Origin of the sequence: Bradyrhizobium sp. LA6.1, from assembly GCF_040547805.1 — a bacterium.
Classification (GTDB): Bacteria; Pseudomonadota; Alphaproteobacteria; order Rhizobiales; family Xanthobacteraceae; genus Bradyrhizobium; species Bradyrhizobium barranii.
On record NZ_JBEPQK010000002.1, the window covers coordinates 294,087 to 319,847 of the forward strand.

The following is a 25,761-nucleotide window of genomic DNA, read 5'->3' on the forward strand; positions in this document are numbered from 1 at the left end:
CGCTAGACCTCTGGCATCTCGCAGCCGAGACGTCGGAGCGAGGCGTCGACCCAGCTACGATCGAGCGTACCGGCTTCGATCGCCGCCATTTGCTTGGTCTCGGCAGACTGCTTGGCTTCGGCTGCCTCGATCACCGCTCGGCAATCGTCGATGGCGACGGCTAGCACGCCGTCGTCGTCGCCCAGCACCAAATCGCCGGACTGGATGACCATGCCGCCGATCGCGATCGGTCCGTTGATCTCGCCCGGACCGTCCTTGTAGGGACCGCGATGGGTGACACCCGCCGCGAAAACGGGAAGGGGGTTTGCCCGGATCGCAGCGGCATCGCGGATCGCGCCATGGATAACGATGCCGGCGACGCCGCGCCGGGCGGCCTGCGCGAGCATCATCTCGCCGAAGATTGCGTTGCTGAGGTCGCCGCCCGCATCGACCACTATGACGTCGCCGGCAACCGCGATGTCGAGCGCTTTGTGAACCATCAGATTGTCGCCGGGGCGCGTCTTCACGGTCAAAGCGGGACCGGCCATGCCGCCAGCCGCATGCATCGGCCGGAGCGTGGGGCCGCCCGCGGCCATGCGCGACATCACATCGCTGATGTTGGCGACCGGAAGGGCGCGAGCCCGTTCGACCCATTCGCCTGCGACAACACGCTTGCGGGAAAGGATCCTGAACCCTACGGCCATATCAACCCCATTGAAAATGGAACGCCGTTACGCATAGTGTAACGGTGACGAGCCGAGGTCAACTGAAAATCGGCAGGACAGGGATTTTCGATGCCCAAGACGCAAGGGGTCGCCGCCGTGCAACGGGCGTTGGCGATCCTGGATACCTTCGCTGGAGCCGGGTCGCGCAGCCTGGCCGACATAGCCAAGATCACGGGCTTGGCGAAACCGACCGTGATGCGTTCGCTGGTGTCGCTGGATGAAGCCGGCTACGTCGTCCGCCTCAGCGACGGCCGCTACTCGCTCGGCGCAAAGACATTCCAGCTCGGCACCACCTATCGGGCCAATTTCAATCTCGAACAGCATGTGCTGCCGGTCCTTCAGCGGCTAAGCCAGGAGACGCTGGAGAGCAGTGCGTTCCACGTGCGTGAACGCGATAGCCGGCTCTGTCTGTTTCGGGTGGATTCGCCGCAGCTCGTGCGCGACGTCGCGCGGCCCACAAATCTCGCGCCACTCGATTTGACCTCGACGGGACAAGTGCTGCGGACGGCGCGCTGGGCAGACCGCACGGATGGCTGCGTGCAGGTCTTCGTCAGTTCCGGAATCTACGACGCTGTGACGGCCTCCCTCTCCACCGCCGTTTTCGGCCACGACGGAGCGCTGGTGGGCGCCATGACCGTGAGCGGCCCAATCGAACGCATCCGTCAGGCCGACCTCCAGGCGCTGGCGTCCCGGCTCACCGACGCCTCGTATCGGCTCTCACTTGTGCTCGGCGCGCCATTGCCCCGCGAGGTCGGCGCGCCGCGGATCATCAGTCTGCCGTCGGCCGAAACAGGCTCTCCCTGACGCCGCCCCGTTCGGGGCAGGGCACTATTTCGACCGGCAAGCTCGTGAATAGACTCCGCTCAGGTCTTGTACAGTCTGTAGAGACTGGACTCAAAGCTCGCCTCCGCAACTCTGAACCCGGTCACGATGTCCTCGCGAAACTTGAGCCATTCGGCGTAGATCAGCCTACGCCCCACCATTGCCGGTAGGTCAGGCGAAGTGCGGTGAGGAATACACACGTATGGAAGTGAGCTAGCCGGTTGCGCGCGGGAGCATGCCCTTGGCGGTAATCTCCGCCGAAAGCTCTTCGATCGTCTTGCGTTGTTCCATGGCGGCTTTGCGGATCAGCGCAAAGGCGGCTGGTTCTGCGAGCGCGTGCGAGTGCATCACCTGGAGAACGGCGGCGAGCACGACGCGACGCGACCGAAGACGCTGCTCGAGCTTGACAACCTGCTGCTTCAATTCGTTGGTGCGTTCGCTTCGCTCGATTGCCATGACGAGCGCCGCGTAGATGCCGGCCGAGCGCAACGGCTTGACCAGGAACGAGGCTGGATCGAGCTCGAACACTAGCTTCAGCCGGCTCGGCGTTTCGGTGCCGAGCAGGGCGATGACCGGGCAGCGTCCCAGGAACGCGCGTCGTGCCGGTTGCGTCAAAGGCAGGAACTCGTCATCGATCAACGCCAGATCCGGCGCGAAGTCGATCGCCTCTGTCGGCTCCCACGCGATGCTGTCGACCCCAAGACGCTCGAACTGGCGTCGCACGATGGTTGCGTCGCGTTCGTCCTTGATGGCGACGATTGCCTTACGCCCGCGCAGCGAAAATGAAGACGGTCTGCTCATTTTACAACCCGCAAATGCGGCGCATTCGGCAATGCGCCGCCCGCCGAGGTCTCCCTCGAAGGGCTGACGGCAACGTCGAGCTGCGTCAGGTAAGGATCAGGCTTAACAGGCGCGTCGGCTTCCCAGAAGATATCAAACTGTCCTCGCGGATTGGAAACGGCAAGCCGCGGTGTAAGGACGCAATGATTGTTGCCGCCGTCGATCCAGACCGGTCCTTGCGGCGAATTGTAGCGATGGCCGGCCGCGGCGCGCCGCACCTCGGCGATACTCGATGTGCCAGCGCGCTGCAACGCGCGCGCCAGCAGATAGACGGCGACATAGGCGGACTGCCCGTCGACCGAGGGGCTGCTGTCGTCGCCATAGCGCGCCTTCCAGCGTGCAACGAATGCGCGGTTCTCCGGCAGGCGGATGCTCTCGAAATAGGCCGATGACGTGATGCAGCCGGCCGACGCCGGTCCGACGATCGACAGTTCCGGTTCGCACAGGCTGCAGCTCAGCATCGGAATCTCGAGCCCGGCGGCCTTGGTGCCGGCGTGGAAGGCGCGAATGAAGTCGTAGCTCGAGCTTCCGACCAACGTGTTGAAGACGATCGGCGGCTTGCGGCGGACGATCTCGTCGACGATGTGCCCGACGGCGCTTTCGCCGAGTTCGAGCAGCCGTTCGGCCAGGATGTGGCCGTCTGCCGCGCTGACCAACTCCCGGGTGACGCGATTGGTCTCCCATGTCCAAACGTAGTTGGAGCCGACGCAGAAGATCTCCCGGGACAGATTGTCGAGCACGTACCGGACGAGCGGCAGGACGTTGTGATTGGGCGAGGCGCCGACATAAATGACGTTGTCGGAGCACTCGAAGCCTTCATAGCGCGCAGGATACCAGAGCAGGCGATCGGTGCGCTCCACGATCGGCAGAACTTGTTTGCGCGACGCCGACGTGTAGCAGCCGATGATGTGCTCGACGCCGACATTGCGGATGAGATCGTCGCAGACCGTATGGTATTCGGAGATGATGCCGCGAGGATCGCGGATATGAGCGGCAATCGAGAAGCCGAACTCCGTCTGGTTGTTGATCTCGTCGACCGCCATCATCGCGCTCTTGAGGATCTCGCGGCCCATGGCCTGATAGGGCCCGGACTGCGAGCAGATGATGCCAACGGGAACAGACGGTTTTGTCATTGACGACTTTCGGTAGTGCAACGCGAATATGAAATCATCATCGGCGATGACAGTGCAAGTCGCTTGCCGTTTTGCTGCGCAGCACTATCGAAATTTAGGCAGAGAGCATCGTTGACAATGCGATGGGCAGTTACTTAGACTTTTCTCCTACAGGGCTACCTGTCGAACCTCGCGTGCGCCGATCTGGCCGATGACGTCCAGCTCCTTGCACTAAGTGCTTCGTTCGATTGCGGCCCCTAAGCGATAGATCATAGCCGCGGCATTTGAGCCATTCGTCGCCTCATTCGGGAGGGACGGGTGGCTTTTTTCGTTTGCCGCCAAGGAAGCTGGCGATGCGTCCGCGTCGCCAGAACGGTGACGCATGCGCGGAGACGACCGCGCGTCACATCGAGTGTGAGGATGAAGAACGATGGCGGCAACAGATCTCCACTATCTCGGACTCGTCGACGTCGGGCGGAAGATCCAGGCGAAGGAGCTGTCGCCGGTCGAAGCGACCAAAGCGATGCTCGGGCGGATCGAGAATCTCGACGGCAAGCTCAAGAGTTTCGCTTATGTGATGGCTGACTCGGCGCTCGCGGACGCTGCCACGGCCGAGAAGGAGATCGCTTCCGGCAAGATCAAGGGGCCGCTGCATGGTGTGCCAGTGGCGGTCAAGGATCTCTGCTGGGCCAAGGGCGCGCCGGCGGCCCATGGCATGACCATTCATCGAGATTTCCGTCCCTCCGAGGATGCAACGGTAGTTGCGCGGTTGAAGGATGCCGGCGCCATCATCCTCGGCAAGCTGCAGCAAACCGAGGGCGCCTACGCCGATCATCACCCGAAGATCGACCCACCGAAGAACCCGTGGAACGCGGATCTCTGGCCCGGCGCATCCTCGAGCGGCTCCGGCGTCGCTACTGCGGCGGGCCTCTGCTTCGGCTCGCTCGGCACCGATACGGGCGGATCAATCCGCTTTCCGTCCGCGGCTAACGGCGTCACCGGGCTCAAGCCGACCTGGGGACGCGTCAGCCGCTACGGCGCATTCGAGCTTGCGGCGACGCTGGATCATATCGGCCCGATGGCAAGGAGCGCGGTCGATTGCGGCGCCATCCTCGGCGTGATCGCGGGTCAGGACCCCAAGGACACGACGTCGGTTCCGCTGCCCGTGCCTGACTATCTCGCCAGTTTGTCCGGCGACCTTCGCGGCGTGACGATCGGCGTCGACCGGCGCTGGACCAGCGAAGGCACCGATGGCGATGCGGCCAGGGTGTTGACCGAGGGTCTGCGTGTAGCGGCCGATCTCGGCGCGAAGATCAAGGAGATTACGTTCCCCGATCCCAAGGCGGTCATCGACGACTGGTTCCCGCTGTGCGGCATCGAGGTCGCCGTCGCACACGAGGACACCTATCCCGCGCGCAAGGACGAGTACGGCCCGGCACTCGCTGGCCTGCTCGATCTCGGTCGGCAGCAGTCCGGCATGGACTATCAGAAGATCGTGCTCCGGCGCGAAGCGTTTCGTGGCGCCGTCCGCCTTCTGTTCGAATCGGTCGATCTCCTCGCAGTGCCGGCCCAGGCATTCGCCGCGCCCACGCTCGGCAAGATGGCGTCGCTCGGCGAGGACGCCTCGCTGATCGCAGGCTTGCTTCGCTTCACATGCCCGTTCGACATGACGGGAAGCCCGACCGTGACGCTACCCGGCGGCTTCGCCGCGAATGGCGGTCCGGTTGGCTTCCAGTTCGTCGGTCGTCATTTCGATGAGGCCGGCCTCGTTCGCGCGGGCGATGCGTTCCAGCGCGTTACCGACTGGCACAAGCGTCATCCCGGGATCTGAGTTGAGGAGCCAATCGTATGCCCGCAGAAGACTGGTTGAAGAATTCCATCATGGCCAAGCGTGCGGTCGCCAAAGGCGCGACCGGGGCGACGCATAGCCTGACGATCGAAGAGCAGGGCGGCTTCCACTACGTCTACGGTCCCTATGCAAAGCCGACCCTGTCGATCGACCCCGGCGGAGTGGTGGTTGTCGAGACGGAGGATGCCTTCGGCGGTGTGCTCACCAGCGAGAGCGACAGCCCCACCGCCAAACTGAACTTTCCCTATCTGAACCCGCAATGCGGGCCGATCGCGGTTAAGGGCGCCAAGAAGGGCGATTGCCTCGCGATCTACATCCGCGACGTCGAGACCCGCGGCGAGCAGCCGGCCGGCACGACCTGCATTATTCCTGAGTTCGGCGGACTCGTCGGGACAAGCTCGACGGCACTGCTCAATCCGCCATTGCCGGAGCGCGTGAAAAAGCTGCATGTCGACAGGAACGGCGTGCGCTGGAACGACAAGATTACGCTGCCCTACGAGCCGTTCATCGGCACCATCGGCGTCTCGCCGGAGATCGAGGCGATCTCGTCGCTGCAGCCTGACTACCACGGCGGCAACATGGATCTGCCCGACGTCGCGCCTGGCGCGATCATCTACTTCCCGGTGCATACCGACGGCGGGATGCTCTACGTCGGCGACTGCCATGCGACGCAAGGCGACGGTGAGCTCTCCGGCGTGGCGCTCGAGCAGCGCGCGACCGTCACGCTGCAGGTCGACCTGATCAAGAACTGGAGCTTTGCCTGGCCGCGGCTCGAGACCAAGGACTTCATCATGACGATCGGCAGCGCGCGTCCGCTCGAGGACGCGGCGCGTATCGCCTATCGCGAGCTCGTGCGCTGGATGGCGGCCGACTACGGCTTCGACGAGATCGACGCCTACATGCTGCTCAGCCAGGCCGGCCGCATGCGCCTCGGCAACATGGTCGACCCAAAATACACGATGGGCGCATCGATCCTGAAGAATTACCTCAAGCCATGACATTCAGCCGCTTTCAGAAACAGGGGATATCACGATGAATTCGGGACGTAAGCTCGGAATGGTCTTGCTCGGCGCTATGCTCGGTACAGCGGCGGGGGTGAGTGTTGCTCGGGCGGCGGAACCGCCATTGAAGGTGGGTCTGCTCGAGGACGTGTCAGGCGATCTCGCCTTCATGGGCATGCCGAAGCTGCACGGCTCTCAGCTGGCCGTCGAGGAGATCAACAAGAGCGGCGGTATCCTTGGTCGGCAGATCGAGTTGATTCACCTCGATCCGCAGGGCGACAACGCGCGCTATCAGGAGTTCGGCCGTCGACTGCTCAACCGCGACAAGGTCGACGTGCTGATCGGCGGCATCACCTCGGCCTCGCGCGAGGCGCTGCGTCCCATCGTCGACCGCACCTCGACGCCTTATTTCTACACCAACCAGTATGAAGGCGGCGTCTGCGACGCCAGCATGATCAGCATGGGCGCGGTGCCGGAGCAGCAATTCTCGACGCTGATTCCATGGATGGTCGAGAAGTTCGGCAAGAAGGTCTATGTCATCGCCGCCGATTACAATTTTGGTCAGATCTCGGCGGAGTGGAACCGCAAGATCATGAAGGATCTCGGCGGCGAGGTCGTCGGCGAGGAGTTCATTCCGCTCGGCGTGTCGCAGTTCGCGCAGACCATCCAGAACATCCAGAAGGCGAAGCCGGATTGGTTGCTCACGATCAATGTCGGCGCTGCCCAGGATTCATTCTTCGAGCAGGCGGCTGCGGCCAACCTCAATCTGCCGATGGGATCGTCGATCAAGGTCATGCTCGGCTTCGAGCACAAGCGGTTCAAGCCGCCGGCGCTTAACAACATGCATGCGACTGCGAATTGGTTCGAGGAGATCGACACGCCAGAGGCTACCGAGTTCAAGAAGCGCTGGCACGCGAAATTCCCTGACGAGCTCTACATCAACGACATGGGCTACAATGCCTATAATGCGCTCTACATGTACAAGGCGCTGGTCGAGAAGGCGAAGTCGATCAAGCTCGACGACATGCGCAAGGTCATCGCGACCGGCGATGCATGCATCGACGCTCCCGAAGGCAAGGTGTGCATCGATCCGAAGAGCCAGCACACCTCGCACCGCATGCGCCTGATCTCGGTCGGGCCGAAGCATGAGGTGAAGGTCGAGAAGGACTATGGGACGATCCAGCCGTACTGGCTTGGCGAAATCGGTTGCGATCTCACCAAGAAGAACGACAAGGACCAATACACGCCGAGCCATCTCCCGAAGAAATCGTGACGCCTGACGGGCACGGATTTTGCTCGTATTGGAGAGTTGCGCTCTTGGACAAGGCCGGCGCCGCAACGATGCGGCGCCGGGATCGGCAAAGGGACCAAGATGTCGGCTGAAGTATTCTCGGTATTCTATCAGTTCGCCGACGTGTTCGCGTTCCTCATTCTCTCGGCCGCGGGTCTCGCTATCGTGTTCGGCATGATGGGCGTCATCAATATGGCGCATGGCGAGTTCATCATGTGCGGCGCCTATGTCACCGTCGGCCTGGTGAATCTGGGCGTTCCGCTTGCGATTGCCCAGATCCTGGCCGCGCTGACGGCGGGGCTCATCGGTGTCGCCGTCGAGTTCCTGATCGTGCGGCGCTTCTACAAGCGGCCGCTGGATTCTCTGCTCGCCACTTGGGGGCTCAGCCTCATCGTGACGCAATCGATGCTCCTGATTGTCGGTTCAGCCGTGCGGGGCATCGGAACGCCCGAAGGAAGCTTCGCAATCGGCGGCTATACATTTTCGACCTATCGTCTGGTTCTGTTCGGTTGCGCGGTGGCCGTGCTGGGCGGTCTCTACATCGTTTTCATGAAGACGCGCTTTGGTGTGATCGCCCGGGCGACGATGCAGAATGCGGCGATGGCGAAGGCGCTGGGCGCGCGAACGGGCCGAATCTATTCGATCAGTTTCGGGATCGGCACCGGCCTTGCCGGACTTTGTGGAGCGCTCTACGCGCCAACGATGACGCTGATCCCGACCATGGGGGCGACCTTCGTGGTCGAAAGCTTCGTTACGGTCGTCATTGGAGGGGCAAACGTGCTGCTCGGAACAGCGCCGGCCGCTGTATTCCTGGCGATGATCCGGATGGCGCTGAACGCGAGCTACGGCCAGATCATCGGACAGATTGGCATGCTGGTCGCCGTTATTTTGATCATTCGGGTGTTGCCCGAGGGGCTTTCCAGCGTTCTGGTTCGTCGTGGGCGCTAAAGGGAATTTGTGATGTTCAAGCTGCTGGAAGGTCCGCAGACGCTCGGACGTGGCAAGATCTTCTGGTCCTGCTTCCTTGCAGTGCTCGCGGGCGCACTGACATATCCGCTGTTCGCCGACTCCTATGATGTAGGGAATTTCGCCTATTTCCTGATCTGGATATTCATGGCGCTCGGCCTCTGCCTGATGTGGGGCTATGGCGGGATGCTTTCGTTCGGCCAGACCTTGTTCTTCGGCATCGCCGGTTACGGTTATGGCGTGCTCGCGATTAACATGGGTGGCGGCACCGCAACGATCGCCGCGCTCGCGCTGTCCGTTGTCCTTGCGATGCTGGCGGCGGGCATCCTCGGTTACTTCATGATCTGGGGTGGCATCAACGGCATCTTCTTCGGGATCGTGACGCTGTCTGCGACGCTGGTGCTTGCCTTCTTCCTCGGCCAGACGGCGGGGCCGGAATGGCACATCGGCCCGGCGCGGCTGAATGGCTTCAACGGCATGAAGGGCATGGACCCGCTCGCCGTCGGCGACTTCTATATCGAGGGATCGGCGCTCTACTACGTCATGATCGCGCTGATCGTGATCGTCTATCTCGCGCTGCGCATGCTCGTGAATTCGGGCATCGGCAACGTCATCGTGGCGACGCGCGAGAACCCGCAGCGCGCCGAGATGCTGGGTTATGACGTCCGGAAATACCAGCTCCTGACCTTCGTGATCGGCAGCGGCCTCGCAGGGCTGAGTGGTGCGCTGTACACGTCCTGGGGCCAATTCATCACGCCGTCCAGCATCGGCCTGCCTGCGGCGGCGATGCCCATCGTATGGGTGGCTTTCTCCGGACGGAGCGATCTGACCGCAACTCTGGTTGGATCGTTCCTGCTGCTGTTCGGCTTTCAGACCATCACGGTCTACAGCCAGCAGGCAGCACTCGTGCTGATGGGAGCGCTGCTGCTCGCCACGGTGATGCTGGCGCCGCAGGGTTTTGTGCTCGGCATCGGCAAGCTTGCTGCCGACTGGTGGAGCGGGCGTCGGCGGCGCGATGATAGCCCCGTCATGGCGGAGGCTGGTCGCTTGCAGTCGGAAGAGTCCTGATCATGGCGCTGGTCGAAGTCAAAGGCGTATCCAAGCGTTTTGGCGGATTGACCGCAGTCTCCGACGTCGACCTCACGGTCAACGCCGGCGAGGTCCACTGCCTGATCGGACCCAATGGCGCCGGCAAGAGCACATTGTTCAAGCTGATCGTGGGTCTCTACCCGCCGAGCCAGGGCAGCATCCTGTTCGATACCGTCGACATCACCAAGGAGCGTCCCTACGCACGCGTGCAGCGAGGCATGAGCATCAAGATGCAGGCTCCGAGCGTGTTCAAGGAGCTGCCGGTTCGGCAAAACATCCAGACTGCGCTCCAGGAACGACTGTCCGGCGCGGAACGCATCGCCGAGGAGGATCGCCTGCTGACCCTGCTCAACCTGGGGCCGGACAGCGATAAGCTCGCGGGTGCGCTGTCGCATGGCCAGCAGCAATGGCTCGAGATCGGGATGGCGCTGGCGCTGAAGCCGCAGCTCCTGCTGCTGGACGAGCCGACTGCCGGCATGTCGCCGGAGGAAACCTTCAAGACCGGCGAGCTGATCAAGTCGTTCAATGCAGAGGGCATGACGGTCCTTGTCGTCGAGCATGACATGGCCTTCGTGCGCCAGGTCGCCCAGCGCGTCACGGTGCTGCATCTCGGCAAGATTTTCGCACGCGGCGATCTCGAAAGCATTTTGCAGGATGAAAAGGTCGCGGAAATCTATCTCGGTAAGACCCATGCTCACTAAACCCAATCCCACTGACCGGATTCTGGACGTATCGGAATTATGGGCGGGATATGGTGCGACGCCGATTTTGCAGGGCGTCACCATGTCGGTCTCCCGCGGCGAGATTGTCGGCGTGATCGGCCGTAACGGTGTCGGCAAGTCGACTCTGATGCGGTGCCTGATCGGTTTGCTGCAAACCTGGCGTGGCACGATCAGCTTCATGGAGCAGGACGTAACAAAGCTCGAAGCCGACGCGCGGGCGAGGGCGGGCTTCGGCTATATCCCGCAGGGACGCGATGTCTTTCCGCAGATGACCGTCGAGGAAAACCTGCAGGTCGGCGAGTTGATCGGCGGTCCCGGCGGCAAGAAGCTGCCTGAACTCGTCTATGAGTATTTTCCGCGACTGAAGGAACGCCGGCGGCAGGCCGCAGGCACGATGTCGGGCGGCGAGCAGCAACAGCTCGCCATAGGCCGCGCGCTGATCGGTAATCCGTCCTTGATGATCCTGGACGAGCCGTCCGAGGGTATCCAGCCCTCGATCGTCCAGCACATCTGCGAGGCGCTGAGATCGTTCCGGAACGAGCTCGGGACCACCATCATCTTCGTCGAGCAGAACCTGGACACGATCCTGGCAATCGCCGAGCGTTGTTACATCATGGAGAAGGGCAAGATCGCGCAGTCGCTGGCGGGTGGCGAGGTTAACGAGGACAATGTCCGCGAGCAGCTCTTGCTCTGAACGGCCGCATGGCATGTTTTCAAGTCGTCAATAGGGAGGGAATGGACATGGATCTGGGACTCAAGGGAGCAAAGGTTCTCGTCACCGGCAGCACCAAGGGGATCGGCAGGGCGATCGCCGACACATTCGCGGCGGAAGGCGCGGATGTCGGCATCTGCGCGCGCAACCAGGCCGACGTCGATAGCGCAGTCGCCGCGATCAAGGCGAAGGGCGTCGCTGCCTTTGGTCGTTCGGTCGATGTCTCCAACGGCCCGGCGCTCAAGGCCTGGGTCGAGGACATGGCCTCGAAGCTTGGCGGCATCGACGTCGTGGTCGCCAATGTCAGTGCGCTGTCGATCGGACAGGACGAGGAGAGCTGGGAGAAGGAATTCTCCACCGACATGATGGGCACCGTGCGGCTGGTCAATGCGGCGATGCCGTATCTCGAGAAGAGCAAGGCCGCGGCGATCGTGACCATCTCCAGCGTTTCAGGGCGGGAGGTTGACTTCGCGAGCGGCCCCTACGGCACGTTCAAGGCCGCGATCATCCACTATACGCAAGGTCTCGCCTTCCAGCTTGCTAGCAAAGGCATCCGCGCCAATTCGGTGTCGCCGGGCAACACCTATTTCGAGGGCGGTGTCTGGAATCAGATCAAGGACGGCAATCCCGAGCTGTACAAGACCGCGCTGGCGCTGAATCCGACCGGCCGCATGGGCACGCCGCAGGAAATGGCGAACGGTGCGGTGTTCCTTGCCAGCAAGGCAGCGAGTTTCATCACGGGGACCAACCTCGTGGTCGACGGTGCCCTCACGCGCGGCGTGCAGTTCTAGGCGCTCCCTGAGTAGCGCAGTCACGAAACCGGGCCGTCTGCGGTGCCGGTGGGCGAAGCCGTTTCCGACAACAGCAGGACAGTCAGATGTCAGCAGATCCAATTCACTACAAGTCGATCATCGAAATCTCCGAGCTGTTCCGCCGCGGCGAGCTTCTTCCTTCGAAAGTGACCGAGGTGATGCTGGGCCGGATCGCGAAGCTCGATCAGAAGTTTCACGGCTACGCGCTCGTCCTCGCCGAGCGGGCCATGGCGCAGGCGAGGCGCTGTGACGCCGAGCTTGCCAAGGGCATCTGGCGCGGGCCGCTGCACGGCGTGCCGATCGGATTGAAGGATCTCTGCTACACCACTTTCGCGCCGACCGCTGGTGGTACCACGATCCACGCTAAGTTCGTCCCCTCCTTCAACGCGACGATCGTGGACCGGCTCGAACACGCCGGCGCCGTCACGCTCGGCAAGCTAAAAATGACCGAGGGCGCCTATACGAGCCATCATCCCGACGACCAAGCGCCGCTCAATCCCTGGGGGGCCGACTACTGGGTCGGCTCCTCCTCAAGCGGATCGGGCGTGGCCACTTCGGCGGGACTTTGCTTTGGCTCGATCGGCAGCGACACCGGCGGCTCGATCCGGTTTCCGTCGGCGACGTGCGGGCTGACCGGGATCAAGCCCACCTGGGGACGTGTGAGCCGTCACGGCGTCTTCCCGCTGGCTGACTCTCTCGACCATGTCGGGCCGATGTGCCGGACCGCAGCCGATGCCGCGGCCATGCTCGGCGTCATCGCGGGCGCAGACGTCAATGATCCGACCGCCCTTCAGGCGCCGGTGCCGAACTATCTGGCGGGGATCGGTGACGGCGTGCGAGGCTTACGGATTGGCGTGGACCGTAGCTACACGCAGGACGGGATCGATCCGCAGGTGGTCGCCGCCTTGCTGGAAGCGGAGCGTACGCTTGCGGACCTCGGTGCCGATATTCGTGAGGTCAAGTTCCCAGCTTACGAGAAGCTCGTGAGCATGTGGATTCCGATGTGCTCCATCGAGACCGCAGAGGCGCATCTCGAGACCTATCCGTCGCGGAAGTCGGAATACGGTCCGGATCTGGCGCAGCTGATCGAGCAGGGCAGATCGATCAGCGGCCTCGAGATCGCTCAGATCCATCATGAGCGGTTGAAGTTCTGCGGCAGCCTCGCGGCGCTGTTCGGCGATATTGACCTGCTCCTGATTCCCACCATGCCCGTTCCGATCCCAACGCTGACCAAGATGGGCGAATACGGCGCCGATCCGAACGTGCTGCTCAGCATCCTGCGCTTCACGGCGGTATTCGACTTCTCGGGCAGCCCGACCATCACGCTACCGAACGGCATGGCGGCGGACGGGTTGCCTCTCAGCATGCAGCTCGTCGGCCCGCATCTGTCCGAAGATACGCTTGCCCGCGCCGGGTATGCTTTCCAATCAGTGACGGATTGGCATACGCGACGCGCCCTTGGCGAATGAAGATCTTCGGAATTCTAGGATGCCTATCCGAAAATCAATCATGGGTCGAGTTCAGAGAGGGGAGACGCTGAGCACGTCGAAACGAAAATTCGTCAGCGGAACTGATGGCCACGACCCTCGGCACGGTGTTCGAGTCGTACGACTTCGATCTGGCTCCAGCCGGTGAGCAGCCCGCGCCACCGGACGCGAGTGCTCCGCAACGTAGACGACGGCACCGCCATATTCGCCGCCGCATCGTCGGTCGGGCTGGCGCTCTCCATCGCGGTCATCATCGGGAGGCAGAACGTCATGAGCGAGGCTGATTTCAAGGCCTGGGGATAGCGCGCTCCCCATTTGATGATCGGGTGCTTGCCGCCAGGACGCGAATGGAGCGCGTCGTGATGCCTTGGTCCGTTCCTGATGTTGAACAGATCCGCGCTGGCATGGCCGGCTGTACTGACGTTCGCAACCGCACAAATCGAGATAGGGCCAGGGCTAGATCCGGCCCCGCGACGTGATCCGCCATTGACAGGTCGACGGAGATGATAGAATTATAACAGTATAAGTTGCAAAAATAACAATATGTCACCATCGTACCAGCGTCTTGCGGGGCGACGGGAGGAAAGTTTGGAACTGTCCGGTTCGGTTGCAGCAGAACCTCGGTCGTCGACCTCGCTTGTGATGGTCAGTGGCATCAACAAGCGCTTCGGCGGCGTGCGAGCGCTGCGTGACGTCAACCTCGAGGTTCGCGCCGGCGAGGTCCATGCGCTACTGGGCGAGAACGGCGCGGGAAAATCTACCCTGATCAAGATTCTCAGTGGTGTTCATGCCCTCGACAGCGGCACGATCGAGATCGCCGGCAGGCCGGTGGAATTCGACAGCCCGGCGAAGTCGCGCGAGGCGGGGATCGCTGTCGTTTATCAGGATCTCAGCCTCGTCGAATCCTTGAGCGTTGCGGACAATCTGTTGCTCGGCCGTGAGCCGCGTGCGCGTTTCGGCTTCGTCCGGCAGCGCGCGCTGATGGCCAGGGCCGAGGCATTCCTGAACGCGCTCGGCATTCCCCTGGATGCGAGAGCGGCTGTCGGCTCGCTGCCTTTCGCCTATCGCCAGATGACGGAGATCGCCAAGGCGCTGATGGGCGAGGTCCGGCTTCTGATCCTCGACGAGCCGACCTCCTCGCTGACATCGGATGAGGTCCGGATCCTGTTCGATGCGATCGGGAAGGCGACGCGCCGCGGAGTCGGCGTGATCTATGTGACCCATCGGCTCAATGAGGTGTTCGAGATCTCGCAGCGCGTCACGGTGCTGCGCGATGGCGCTAACGCAGGCACGTTTGTCACCGGCGAGACCGACATGAAGCGGCTGGTGAACGCGATCGTCGGAACCGATCGATCGGCACCCACGGGCCCGCGCACCGAACCTGTCGCGAAGCGTGAATTGGATCCGTCGCCGGTTCTGTCGCTGTCCGACGTGTCCAACGACCGGCTTCGCGCCGTCGATCTGTCCGTGCTGAAGGGCGAGATCCACGGCCTCGCCGGATTGATCGGCAGCGGCCGCACGGAGATTTTGGAGACAGTGTTTGGCCTCCGGCCGCTCGAGAGCGGCGCAATCGAGATCGAGGGCCGGCGATGGCTGCCGAGAGGGCCTGCCGATGCGATCGAGCAGGGCATCGCGCTGGTGCCGGAAGACCGGCACGTGCAGGGTCTGGTCCTGGACCATTCGATCGAGCGAAACGTCACTTTGCCGCGAATTCCCCACTTCTCGCGCTGGGGCTGGATGCAGCAACGCGCCGCCGCCAGGCGTGCGGAAACCGCGGTCGCCAGGCTTTCGGTGAAAGCGCCAGGCGCGTTCAGCCTGGTCAGGACGCTCTCCGGCGGCAACCAGCAAAAGGTCGTGTTCGGAAAATGGAATGATCCGCGGCCGCGCGTGCTGCTCCTGGATGAACCGACGGTCGGCGTCGACGTGGGCGCACGCGAGGAAATCTATGCCGTGATCCGGAATGCCGTCCGCGACGGCAGCGGGGTCCTGGTCGTCTCGTCCGATCTCGTCGAATTGATCGAGCTCTGCGACCGCATCTCCGTGATCGTCAACGGGCGTGTGGCTCGTACGCTGTCGCGCGGCGAGATCGATGATGCCGAAGAGCTGCATCATCTCCTCCAGATGTACCAGGCCTCCGGGCCGGGCCACTTGCAAGAGCTTCCCGCATGACCGAACTGACTGCTCCCAACGTGGTCGCCTCGTCGACCCGATCTGATCGCCGCCGCAAGATTCTCCAGAATTTGCTGCGGGGCGAGCGGCCGTACATGCTGTACATCGCCTTCGTGATCCTGCTGGTCGTGTTCAGCCTGTCTTCGCCCTGGTTTCTCTCGGTCGACAATTTCCTGAACATCGGGCGCCAGACCACGCTGGTGTCGATCATCGCAGTCGGCATGACCTTTATTATCATCGCGCGTCAGATCGATCTGTCGGTTGCCTCGACGCTGGCGTTGTCGGGCATGGCGGCCGCTCTCGCGATGAGCCAGATCAACAACAGCTGGATCGTGGGGGCCGTGGCCGGGCTCGGCACCGGTGCGCTGGTCGGGCTGCTCAATGGCATCCTGACCACGCAGCTATCGATCCCGTCGTTCCTGGTGACGCTGGGCTCGCTGAGCATGGCGCGGGGACTGGCGATGATGGTAACCAACACCAAGCCGGTGATCATCACCAACGAGACCTATTTCGCGATCTTTGGCGAAGGCACGTTCCTCGGCATACCGGTTCCGATCGCCTGGACTTTGGCGGCGATGATTATCGGCATCCTGCTGCTGCACTATAACGTGTTCGGCCGGCGCATCTATGCGGTCGGCGGCAACCCGACCGCGGCGCTCTATTCCGGCATCAACACCAAACGGGTCACGACTGCAGCCTTCGTCCTGACCGGCACGCTGGCTGGTCTCGCGGCGCTGGTGCTGTCAGCGCGCTCACACGCCGCGCGGCCCGACGTCGTGCAGGGCATGGAGCTCGACGTCATCGCCGCGGTGATCCTCGGCGGCTGCAGCCTGTTCGGCGGGCGCGGCTACATCCTTGGAACACTGTTCGGCAGCTTGATCATCGGCACGCTCAACAACGGCCTTGTTCTGCTCGGCGTGAGCTCGCCGATGCAGCTCGTGATCAAGGGCGCGATCATCGTTGCCGCGGTTGCTTTCACGAAACGCTAGTCGACGTCTGGCGCGACGCATGAACAACAAGTTCATCGCGCTGCGCGGGTAGGGGCAAGGTCGCTGGCCCTCCGGTGAATCGGCGACCAAAAAATGGAGGAAACAATGAAACCAATCTTGCGACAAACCTTGCCTTTGACTGCGTTGGTGGCCGCTGCCGCCCTCTCGATGATCCCGTCGGCTCGCGCCGAAGTGCCCGCGACCTGCGTCAAGGGTGTCGATCTCGCGAAGCTCGGGCCGAAATCGATCGTCGGCCAGGGACCCCACGGCGAAAAGGCGGCTTCCCCCGAGGTGCTCGCGCTGTCGGAGGCCGACGCCGCCAAGATCAAGGAGAAGAACTTCAAGGTCGGCATCTCCATGCAGACGGTCAACCTCGACTGGTCGCAGCTTCAGATCCAGGGCATCACCGATACGCTGAAGAAGTACGGCGTGACGGTGACGGGCGTCGCGTCCGCCGAATATCAGGTGGACAAGCAGATCGCCGATATCGAGAACACGATCCAGCAGCATCCGGACGGCATCATTTCGATTCCGGTCGATTTCACCGCGACCGCGCCGACCTACAAGAAGATCGCCAAAGCCGGCATCAAGCTCGTGTTGATGGACAGCATCCCGACTGGTCTGAAGCATCCCGAGGAATATGCGACGATGGTCTCGGCCGATAGCCAGGGCAATGGCCAGATCGCGGCACAGATCCTGGCATCCTGCGTTGCGCAGGGCGGCACCATCGGTCTCGTCAATTTCGGCGTCGACTATTTCAGCACCAACGAGCGCACCAAGGGCGTGCGGGAGTGGATGAAAGCAAACCGCCCTGACATCAAGATGAAGCAGGTCGACTTCACCGATCCGCCGAAGGTCTCGCAGATCGCGGGCGACTTCCTGACCGGCAATCCCGACGTCAAGGGACTGTACGCGGTGTGGGATCAACCGGCGCTCGACACGCTGAGCTCGATGCGGGCTCAGGGCATCGATATTCCCATGACGACGGTCGACCTCGGTCTGCAATCGGCGATCGAGATTGCCAAGGGCGGGCCGCTGAAGGCGACCGGCTCGCAGCGTCCCTACGACCAGGGCGTAGCCGAGGCGATGGCGATGATGAACGCGCTGCTGGGTAAGGAAACGCCTGGCTGGATCGGTGTGCAGTCGCTGCCGGTGACGCAGTCGAACGTGCTGGAGTCCTACAAGACCGTATTCAAGAAGGACCCGCCGGCCGAGCTGACGGATGCCTGCAAAAAGGCGAAGCCCGCCTGCAACTAGCCCGAAACAGCGATGCGCGATCCACCGAGACCGCGCATCGCTCAGTAAGCCTGATCCGGGCGAACCAGCCCCCGTCCGGATCAGGCCGTGCTGGTGACGTATTCGACGGGAAGGCTGCGGAAGTGCTTGCGCGTGTCTGCCGACACGGAGCCACCGACGATGATCCGCGAGAATGAGCTGACGTCGGAGAAGAACGCCGGCTTGAGGCTGCCGAGCTTGCTGGCGTCGACCACGAGGATGCTCTCCATCGCGGTAGCGATGACGGCCTGCTTGATGGCGACTTCGTGAAAATTCGAGCAGCTGGCGCCGCGGGTCCAGTGCAGGCCGCCGGCCGAGATGAAAGCCTTGTTGACCCCGAGCCGCCGCAGGTAGGACAGGCCGTCATCCGACGAGAACGACTGCGACGACGGATGGTAGAGCCCGCCCATCAACATCACCTGCGTCGCTGGCCGGTGGGTGACGATCGAGGCGACGTTCAGCGAATAGCAGATCACCGAAAGAGGCATGTCCTCAGGCAGGCAATCCGCCAGCGACTGCATCGTGGTGCCGCAATCGATAAAGATGGTGTCACCTTCCTTGATCGAGGCGGCTGCGGATCGGCAGGCGAGGCGCTTGTCCTGTGTGTGCTGGTCGATTTCCTGTTCGAATGTGTACTTGATCCCGGTCGGCGACGCCGCGTTGACGACGTAGCCGCCGAGCAGGGCGAGCGCCACCTCGGGCCCGGCAAGGTCGCGCCTGACCGTCATCTCCGACACCTTCAGCAGCTCTGCGGCGTCCTTCAGATGCAGTGCGCCGCTCGTCTCGACGGCGCGTCGCAGCCGTTGCAGTCGTTGGACGCGGGTCTCGCTGGGGCGTGCGGTCGGTGTTTCAGTCATTTTCGTCACCGAGCTTGCTTATCCGGTTGACAATGATCTTACAATGATGTGAGTTTAGCAACGTCAATCTGTTACAATAATAACATTTGGCCCGAAAGGCGTTTCGCTGTCGGCGACGGGAGCAGCAGAAGCGCCGGCGGCCAAGGGATGGGAGGATCGCATGTTGCAATCGGCACATTCAGTCTATCTGCCGTTTCAGCCGATTCGCTAGCATTGCGCGGAGTACCGATGGCGCAGGGCGTCTTGATATCAAATCCATCCGCGGTGCCGGCGCAGCCCCATGCGCGGGATCACAATCATCCGCATCCGATCGCGCGCAACAGCGGCCGCGCGCTCGAGATGGACTGGGTCGATGATATCCGGATCAATCTGTCCGCCGCCGAGCGCCGCGTTGCGAGCCTGCCGGGCCGGCGCACCGTCAAGAAGGACGCGCAGGCGGCGTGGTTGCTCAAGGCGATCACCTGCATCGACCTGACGACACTCAACGGCGACGATACGGCCGAACGGGTGAAGCGCCTCTGTGCCAAGGCGAGGGCCCCGATACGAAGAGACCTCCTCGAGGCACTCGGCTTTGCCGGGCGCGGGCTGCACACGGGCGCGATCTGCGTCTATCACCGCTTCGTCGCAACCGCGGTCGAAGCGCTCGATGGGCATGACATCCCGGTCGCTGCGGTTTCGACTGGATTTCCGGCAGGCCTCGTGCCTCACGATCTGAAACTCAAGGAGATCGAGGCGTCCGTCAGGGACGGTGCGCAGGAGATCGACATCGTCATCACGCGTGAGCATGTGCTGACCGGAGATTGGCGCGCTCTCTACGCCGAGGTCCGGGATTTCCGCGCAGCCTGCGGCGATGCGCATCTGAAGACGATCCTCGCAACCGGCGACCTCAAAACGCTGCGCAACGTCGCCAAGGCGTCGATGGTCTGCATGATGGCCGGCGCGGACTTCATCAAGACCTCCACCGGCAAGGAAGGCGTCAATGCCACGCTGCCGGTGACGCTGGCGATGCTGCGCATGATCAGGGTCTATGAGGAGCGCACGGGCTTCAAGATAGGCTTCAAGCCGGCCGGCGGAATCTCGACGGCGAAGGATGTGCTCAACTACCAGTTCCTGATGAAGGAGGAGTTGGGACGCGATTGGCTCGAGCCGGATCTGTTCCGCGTCGGCGCCTCGAGCCTGCTCGCCGACATCGAGCGCCAGCTCGAGCATCACGTCACCGGCCGCTACTCGGCCTTCAACCGTCATCCCGTGGGCTGAGCATGAGTATCGCACATTATTTTGAGACCATGGATTATGGTCCCGCTCCCGAGGCGGACGGCGAGGCGCGCGCCTGGCTGAAGCGGCACGACGCGACGTTTGGGCATTTCATTGCCGGTAAATTCGTCGCGCCGGCTTCGGGCAAGCATCTGGCGACGATTGAGCCAGCCACCGGAAAGACGCTGGCCAAGATCGCGCAAGGCATCGCAGCGGATGTCGAGGCTGCAGTCGGCGCCGCGCGATCGGCGCAGTCGTCATGGGCAAAGCTCGGTGGTCACGGTCGTGCCCGTCATCTCTATGCGCTGGCGCGCATGCTGCAACGTCATGCTCGTCTGTTCGCGGTATTGGAAGCGATCGACAATGGCAAACCGATCAGGGAAACCCGCGATCTCGACGTGCCGCTCGCCGCGCGCCACTTCCTGTATCACGCCGGCTGGGCACAATTGCAGGACCGCGAATTCGCCGACCATGTCCCGGTCGGTGTGATCGGCCAGATCATCCCCTGGAACTTTCCGCTGCTGATGCTGGCCTGGAAGATCGCGCCCGCGCTGGCGACCGGCAACACCGTGGTGCTGAAACCGGCAGAGTTCACATCACTCACCGCGCTGCTGTTCGCCGAGCTCGCGGCGGAAGCCGGCCTGCCGCCCGGCGTGTTGAATGTGGTGACGGGTGATGGCGCCACCGGCGCGTTGCTGGTCGAAAATCCCGGTGTCGACAAGATCGCCTTCACGGGGTCGACCGAGGTCGGGCGGTTGATCCGTCAGTCGACCGCAGGCAGCGGCAAGTCGCTGACGCTCGAGCTCGGCGGCAAGTCGCCGTTCATCGTGTTCGACGACGCCGACATCGATGGCGCCGTGGAAGGCGTGGTCGATGCGATCTGGTTCAACCAGGGCCAGGTCTGTTGTGCCGGATCGCGGCTTCTGCTGCAGGAAGGGATCGCAGAGACATTCCGCAAGCGCCTCATCCGCCGCATGGAGACGCTGCGCGTGGGTCCGCCGCTCGACAAGGCGATCGACATGGGCGCGGTGGTCGCACCGGTGCAGCTCGAGCGGATCAAGGCGCTGGTCGAAACCGGCGTCAAGGAGGGCGCCGAGAAGTATCAGGCGCCGGGGCCGATCCCCGCTGAGGGATGCTTCTATCCCCCGACCTTGCTTTGGAACGTACATCCGTCATCGACCGTGGCGATCGAGGAGATATTCGGCCCGGTGCTGGTCGCGATGACGTTCCGCACGCCGGACGAGGCGGTGATGCTCGCCAACAACACGCGCTATGGCCTTGCCGCCAGCGTGTGGAGCGAAACCATCGGGCTGGCGCTCGATATCGCGCCGAAGCTTCAGGCCGGCGTGGTCTGGGTCAATGCGACCAATTTGTTCGATGCCAGCGTCGGCTTCGGTGGCTATCGCGAGTCCGGCTTCGGTCGCGAGGGCGGCCGGGAAGGTCTCTACGAATATCTCAAGCCGAAAGCCTGGAGCGGGCGGAAGGCGCGGGCGAAGGTGCCGCCGCCATCACCGGCGGCTTCTAACGACGGCGCCGGATTTGGCACGCCGTCGATCGACCGGACCGCCAAGCTGTTCGTCGGCGGCAAGCAGGTTCGTCCCGACGGAAATTATTCGCGCGCGGTGCTGTCGCCGAAGGGGAAGCACCTCGGCGAAGCCGGCGAGGGCAATCGCAAGGATATCCGTAACGCGGTGGCCGCTGCGCGCTCGGCCGAGGGGTGGGCGCGGGCGACGACGCATAATCGCGCCCAAATCCTCTACTACCTTGCCGAGAATCTGTCCGCGCGTGGCGACGAGTTCGCCCGGCGCATCGGTGATATGACCGGCGTTTCGCCCGCCAAGGCGCGCGCGGAGGTCGAGGCGAGTATCGAACGGTTGTTCAGCTATGGGGCCTGGGCCGACAAATACGAGGGGACGATCCATGCACCGCCGTTGCGCGGCGTGGCGCTTGCCATGCACGAGCCGATCGGCGTGGTCGGGGTGGCCTGTCCGGACGAGGCCCCGTTGCTGGGCTTCATCAGCCTGGTGGCACCGTTGATTGCGATGGGCAACCGCGTCGTCGCCGTCCCAAGCGAGCGGCATCCGCTTGCAGCGACCGATTTTTATCAGGTGCTGGAGACGTCGGATGTGCCGGCAGGCGTCGTCAATATCGTCACCGGCGAGCGCGATGCGCTCGCAAAGGTCCTTGCCGAGCATGACGACGTCGATGCGCTCTGGGTGTTCGGCTCGCAGGAGGCCTCGACTGCTGCGGAGCGGCTGTCGATCGGCAACCTCAAGCGGACGCTGGTCGACCACGGGCTGGCGCTCGATTGGTACGACCGGGTGGCGAGCGAAGGTCCGATCCTGCTCCGCCACGCGGTGCAGGTGAAGAACATCTGGATTCCCTATGGGGACTAAAGACGTCACCTTGCGGTGATACGGGTTGGCATCCGGACCATCAGAGTTCGGGCGATTTTGAAGACAAGGGAGGGACGCAACATGCTCAAGGGCATCAATCCACTGCTCAATGCCGACGTGCTTTATGCCTTGCGCGCAATGGGGCACGGGGACCGCCTCGTGGTGTGCGACACCAATTTTCCAGCCGACTCCATCGCGCGCCAGACCGTGTTCGGCGAGCTGCTTCGCATCGACAACGTCAGTACGGCAAAGGCGATCGAAGCCATCCTCTCGGTGCTGCCGCTCGATACGTTCGTCGACGATGCCGCGATCCGCATGGAGATTGTTGGCCAGCCCCAGGAGGTGCCGCCGGTGCAGCGCGAGGTGCAGGCCGCGATCGACCGCGCCGAGGGACGCTCCTGGCCGCTGGTCGGGGTCGAGCGCCATGCCTTCTATGAAAAGGCCAAGACGGCCTACTGCGTGATCGCCACGGGAGAGCGGCGCTTCTACGGCTGCTTCCTGTTTTCCAAGGGCGTCATCGCGCCGGACGGAGAGTGACGACCATGAGCAAGACTGGCGTCGCAGTGCTCGGCATCTTCGTCGTCGATCTGGCCTTCCGGGCCGGCAACATGCCCGCGATCGGTGAAACGATCGCCGGCTCGGGATTTGCCATGGGACCAGGCGGCAAGGGGTCGAACCAGGCCGTGGCCGCTGCGCGCGCAGGCGCAGATGTGACCTTCATCTCCCGGATCGGCCGCGACGCCTTCGGTGATCTTGCCATCAAGACGTGGGAAACCGAGGGCATTCGACCGCGCGTCGCCAGGACTGCGGAGGCGCCGACCGGCGCGGCCTTCATCTATGTCCACGAGACACGCGGCGACAACGCCATCATCGTGGTGAGCGGAGCGGCCGACGGTCTCAGCCCCACCGACGTCGATGCGGCGGCGGATGCGATCCGCACCAGCCGCGTCTTCGTGACCCAGCTCGAGCAACCGGTCGCGGCCGCGCAGCGCGGGCTCGAGATCGCGCGCGCTGCGGGCAGCATCACCGTGTTCAACCCGGCACCTGCGGTCAAATTCGACGATGGCCTGTTTGCCTTGTGCGACTACGTCGTTCCCAATGAGACCGAGGCGGAAGCGCTGACGGGGATCGCGGTGAGCGATCTTGCCGGCGCCCGCCGCGCCGGCGAAGCGTTGGTGGCCAAGGGAGCGGGCACCGCGCTGATCACGCTCGGCGAACGCGGGGCGCTGTTTCACGGGCGAGACCGCTCGCTACACGTGCCCCCGTTCGCCGCCGGCAAGGTGGTCGAAACCGCGGGCGCGGGCGATGCATTCGTCGGCGGCTTCGCTGCAGCGCTTGCGGGCGGCGCCGATCCGCTGGAAGCGGCGCGCTTCGGTTCCGCCACGGCGGGGATTTCCGTGACGCGCGCGGGGACCGCGCCTGCCATGCCGCGGCGCGCTGAGATTGAAGCCCTGTTGAAGGGATGATCTGCTCATGAAGCGGAACGATCCGATCAAGCATGTCTTCATCTGGCCGGCGGTGCTCGTCGTGCTGGCGATCTCGATCTTTCCGCTGATCTATTCGTTGACCACGAGCTTCCTCAGCTATCGCCTGGTTCCGCCGATCCCGCCGCGGGTCGTGTGGTTCGGCAATTATGCTACGCTCCTGCAAGAGCCGCGCTTCTGGAATGCGATCTTCACGACGACGCTGATCGCGTTCATTGCCGTCGGGTTGCAATACGTGATCGGGTTTGGCGTTGCGCTCGCGCTGAACGCGCGCGTTCCGGGCGAACGGCTATTTCGCGTGGCCTTGCTGCTGCCCATGCTTCTGGCCCCGGTCGCCGTCGCGCTTGTTGCTCGCATGATCTTCAATCCGACCATGGGGCCGCTCAACCAGTTCCTGTCCATGTTCGGCATGGCGAACCTGCCGTTCCTCACCAACGGTCATTGGGCGCTCGCCTGCATCATCGCTGTCGAGATCTGGCAGTGGACCCCGTTCGTCATCCTGATGATGCTAGCTGGCCTGCAAACGCTCCCCGAAGATGTCTACGAGGCGGCCGAGCTCGAGAACGCCAGCGCCTGGCAACAGTTCTGGGGCATCACCTTTCCGATGATGCTGCCGATCTCCGCCGCGGTCGTCTTCATCCGCCTGATCGAGAGCTACAAGATCATGGACACCGTATTCGTGATGACGGGCGGCGGACCGGGTGTGGACACCGAGACCCTGACCTTGTTCGCCTATCAGGAGGGTTTCAAGAAGTTCAATCTCGGCTACACGTCGGCGCTCAGCTTCCTGTTCCTGATCGCCATCACGATCATTGGCGTCACTTATCTGGCGCTGCTGCGGCCGCATCTGGAGAAGCACCGATGAGCGGGCAGGGCCTTACCGGACTGTCGCGCTGGAGCCGCCGCCTGGTCGCGGCCGGTGTCTTCGCATGGTGCCTGATCACGGCGTTTCCGCTCTATTGGGTGGTCGTGACGGCGTTCAAGACCCCGCCGGGCGTGGTCGGCGGCCCGACCTATATTCCGTTCGTCGATTTCACGCCGACCCTGCAGCCCTTCATTGATCTCTATCAGGGTATCCGTGGCGAGTTCTTCCGGACCTTTTTGAACTCGACAATCGTTGGCTTGTCGGCGGCGGCGATCGCGACTGCCGTCGGTGCAATGGCGGCCTATGCGCTGGTGCGGTTCGAATTCAGGGTGCGCTTCGGCGCCGGTCTGATCTTCTTCCTGCTCGCGCTCGGCGGCTATCTGCTGTTCAACAATTCGCTCGGATTCACCCGCGCGCAGGCGCTGCTGCTGGCGTTCCCGATCGCGCTTGCCGCTGCAATCCTGGCCAACCGCCTGCCGCTGCCGGGGCCGATCCTCGGCAATGAAGACATCCTGTTCTGGTTCGTCAGCCAGCGCATGTTTCCGCCGATCGTCACGGCCTTCGCGCTGTATCTCCTCTACAGCGAAATCGGCCGGCTCGGCTTCCAGCTCATCGACAGCTATGTCGGCCTGACGCTGTGCTACGTCGCATTCTCGCTGCCGATCGTGGTCTGGCTGATGCGCGACTTCTTCGAGGCCATTCCGATCGAGGTCGAAGAAGCCGCGATGGTCGACAACGTGCCAAGTTGGCGCATCTTCCTCGGCATCGTGGTGCCAATGTCGATGAACGGACTGCTGGCGACTTTCATGATCACGCTCGCCTTCGTCTGGAACGAGTTCCTGTTCGCGCTGTTCCTGACCAATTCCAGATGGCAGACGCTGCCGATCCTGGTGGCGGGACAGAACAGCCAGCGCGGCGACGAATGGTGGGCGATCTCGGCCGCGGCGCTCGTCGCCATCATTCCGATGATGATCATGGCAGGTCTGCTCAGCCGCATGATGCGGTCGGGCCTGCTGCTCGGAGCAATCAAATAGCAAAAACCTATGTAGGGAGGACTGGACGATG

Annotated in this window: 24 protein-coding genes; 20 read left to right on the top strand and 4 right to left on the bottom strand. The window is 63.1% G+C overall.

Annotated features, from left to right (window positions below; genetic code table 11):
• Positions 1–2: 2 nt before the first annotated feature.
• A complete protein-coding gene (locus ABIB99_RS04930; protein WP_247309270.1) occupies positions 3–683 on the bottom strand; it encodes an RraA family protein in 681 nt (226 codons plus the stop codon).
• 90 nt (positions 684–773) lie between these two features.
• On the opposite strand from ABIB99_RS04930, the gene ABIB99_RS04935 reads away from it, so the two are divergent.
• Positions 774–1,508 (top strand): IclR family transcriptional regulator, encoded by a 735-nt coding sequence (locus ABIB99_RS04935; RefSeq protein ID WP_354174971.1) that lies wholly within the window; start codon positions 774–776, stop codon positions 1,506–1,508.
• Between the two features lie 231 nt (positions 1,509–1,739).
• Here the strand turns inward: ABIB99_RS04935 and ABIB99_RS04940 are convergent, their stop codons facing one another.
• Positions 1,740–2,327, bottom strand: a complete 588-nt coding sequence (locus ABIB99_RS04940; RefSeq protein WP_028151206.1) for an ANTAR domain-containing response regulator — start codon at positions 2,325–2,327, stop codon at positions 1,740–1,742.
• Positions 2,324–3,499, bottom strand: coding sequence for a transporter substrate-binding domain-containing protein (locus ABIB99_RS04945; RefSeq protein WP_028151205.1), 1,176 nt, complete (start codon positions 3,497–3,499; stop codon positions 2,324–2,326). Before ABIB99_RS04945 ends, ABIB99_RS04940 begins: the two co-directional genes overlap by 4 nt.
• Before the next feature lie 409 nt (positions 3,500–3,908).
• Here ABIB99_RS04945 and ABIB99_RS04950 point away from each other — a divergent pair, with 409 nt between their 5' ends.
• From ABIB99_RS04950 to ABIB99_RS05010, 13 genes are all read left to right on the top strand, one after another.
• Positions 3,909–5,309: an amidase gene (locus ABIB99_RS04950; RefSeq protein WP_247309273.1), complete on the top strand. Its 1,401-nt coding sequence runs from the start codon at positions 3,909–3,911 to the stop codon at positions 5,307–5,309.
• Between the two features lie 17 nt (positions 5,310–5,326).
• Positions 5,327–6,325 (top strand): acetamidase/formamidase family protein, encoded by a 999-nt coding sequence (locus ABIB99_RS04955; RefSeq protein WP_208087657.1) that lies wholly within the window; start codon positions 5,327–5,329, stop codon positions 6,323–6,325.
• 58 nt (positions 6,326–6,383) lie between these two features.
• The gene (locus tag ABIB99_RS04960; protein ID WP_175618340.1) at positions 6,384–7,601 is read left to right on the top strand and encodes an urea ABC transporter substrate-binding protein; all 1,218 of its coding nucleotides are present in this window, start codon (positions 6,384–6,386) and stop codon (positions 7,599–7,601) included.
• Between the two features lie 99 nt (positions 7,602–7,700).
• Positions 7,701–8,567 carry an ABC transporter permease subunit gene (locus ABIB99_RS04965; protein WP_028151201.1) on the top strand — a complete coding sequence of 289 codons (867 nt, stop codon included), beginning with the start codon at positions 7,701–7,703 and terminating at the stop codon, positions 8,565–8,567.
• 12 nt (positions 8,568–8,579) lie between these two features.
• Positions 8,580–9,653, top strand: a complete 1,074-nt coding sequence (locus ABIB99_RS04970; RefSeq protein WP_354174972.1) for a branched-chain amino acid ABC transporter permease — start codon at positions 8,580–8,582, stop codon at positions 9,651–9,653.
• Between the two features lie 2 nt (positions 9,654–9,655).
• The gene (locus tag ABIB99_RS04975; protein ID WP_354174973.1) at positions 9,656–10,375 is read left to right on the top strand and encodes an ABC transporter ATP-binding protein; all 720 of its coding nucleotides are present in this window, start codon (positions 9,656–9,658) and stop codon (positions 10,373–10,375) included.
• Positions 10,365–11,090 (top strand): ABC transporter ATP-binding protein, encoded by a 726-nt coding sequence (locus ABIB99_RS04980; RefSeq protein WP_166090896.1) that lies wholly within the window; start codon positions 10,365–10,367, stop codon positions 11,088–11,090. The genes ABIB99_RS04975 and ABIB99_RS04980 overlap by 11 nt, the downstream gene beginning before the upstream one ends.
• A 47-nt stretch (positions 11,091–11,137) precedes the next feature.
• Positions 11,138–11,899, top strand: coding sequence for an SDR family NAD(P)-dependent oxidoreductase (locus ABIB99_RS04985; RefSeq protein WP_028151197.1), 762 nt, complete (start codon positions 11,138–11,140; stop codon positions 11,897–11,899).
• Positions 11,900–11,985: 86 nt separating this feature from the next.
• Positions 11,986–13,389 (top strand): amidase, encoded by a 1,404-nt coding sequence (locus ABIB99_RS04990; protein ID WP_354174974.1) that lies wholly within the window; start codon positions 11,986–11,988, stop codon positions 13,387–13,389.
• 189 nt (positions 13,390–13,578) lie between these two features.
• Positions 13,579–13,710 (top strand): hypothetical protein, encoded by a 132-nt coding sequence (locus ABIB99_RS04995; protein ID WP_256468556.1) that lies wholly within the window; start codon positions 13,579–13,581, stop codon positions 13,708–13,710.
• A gap of 339 nt (positions 13,711–14,049) precedes the next feature.
• Positions 14,050–15,576: a sugar ABC transporter ATP-binding protein gene (locus tag ABIB99_RS05000; protein ID WP_502917485.1), complete on the top strand. Its 1,527-nt coding sequence runs from the start codon at positions 14,050–14,052 to the stop codon at positions 15,574–15,576.
• Complete coding sequence (locus ABIB99_RS05005) at positions 15,573–16,565, top strand: ABC transporter permease (protein ID WP_354125899.1); 993 nt, start codon at positions 15,573–15,575, stop codon at positions 16,563–16,565. The genes ABIB99_RS05000 and ABIB99_RS05005 overlap by 4 nt, the downstream gene beginning before the upstream one ends.
• Before the next feature lie 147 nt (positions 16,566–16,712).
• Complete coding sequence (locus ABIB99_RS05010; RefSeq protein WP_247309287.1) at positions 16,713–17,822, top strand: substrate-binding domain-containing protein; 1,110 nt, start codon at positions 16,713–16,715, stop codon at positions 17,820–17,822.
• 80 nt (positions 17,823–17,902) lie between these two features.
• Here ABIB99_RS05010 and ABIB99_RS05015 read toward each other — a convergent pair whose 3' ends face one another.
• The gene (locus tag ABIB99_RS05015) at positions 17,903–18,697 is read right to left on the bottom strand and encodes a DeoR/GlpR family DNA-binding transcription regulator (RefSeq protein ID WP_166342548.1); all 795 of its coding nucleotides are present in this window, start codon (positions 18,695–18,697) and stop codon (positions 17,903–17,905) included.
• A gap of 339 nt (positions 18,698–19,036) precedes the next feature.
• Here ABIB99_RS05015 and deoC point away from each other — a divergent pair, with 339 nt between their 5' ends.
• The 6 genes from deoC to ABIB99_RS05045 all read left to right on the top strand — a co-directional run bounded on the left by deoC (position 19,037) and on the right by ABIB99_RS05045 (position 25,730).
• Complete coding sequence (gene deoC / locus ABIB99_RS05020) at positions 19,037–19,954, top strand: deoxyribose-phosphate aldolase (RefSeq protein WP_223154031.1); 918 nt, start codon at positions 19,037–19,039, stop codon at positions 19,952–19,954.
• A gap of 2 nt (positions 19,955–19,956) precedes the next feature.
• Complete coding sequence (locus ABIB99_RS05025; protein WP_354120624.1) at positions 19,957–22,347, top strand: aldehyde dehydrogenase family protein; 2,391 nt, start codon at positions 19,957–19,959, stop codon at positions 22,345–22,347.
• A gap of 81 nt (positions 22,348–22,428) precedes the next feature.
• Positions 22,429–22,884, top strand: coding sequence for an RbsD/FucU family protein (locus tag ABIB99_RS05030; RefSeq protein WP_014494077.1), 456 nt, complete (start codon positions 22,429–22,431; stop codon positions 22,882–22,884).
• A 5-nt stretch (positions 22,885–22,889) separates the two neighbouring features.
• Positions 22,890–23,813 (top strand): ribokinase, encoded by a 924-nt coding sequence (rbsK, locus tag ABIB99_RS05035; RefSeq protein WP_063986250.1) that lies wholly within the window; start codon positions 22,890–22,892, stop codon positions 23,811–23,813.
• 7 nt (positions 23,814–23,820) lie between these two features.
• Entirely contained in the window at positions 23,821–24,696 is an 876-nt protein-coding gene (locus ABIB99_RS05040) for a carbohydrate ABC transporter permease (protein ID WP_354174976.1), read from the top strand.
• Entirely contained in the window at positions 24,693–25,730 is a 1,038-nt protein-coding gene (locus tag ABIB99_RS05045; protein ID WP_014494080.1) for a carbohydrate ABC transporter permease, read from the top strand. The genes ABIB99_RS05040 and ABIB99_RS05045 overlap by 4 nt, the downstream gene beginning before the upstream one ends.
• Positions 25,731–25,761 lie beyond the last annotated feature (31 nt).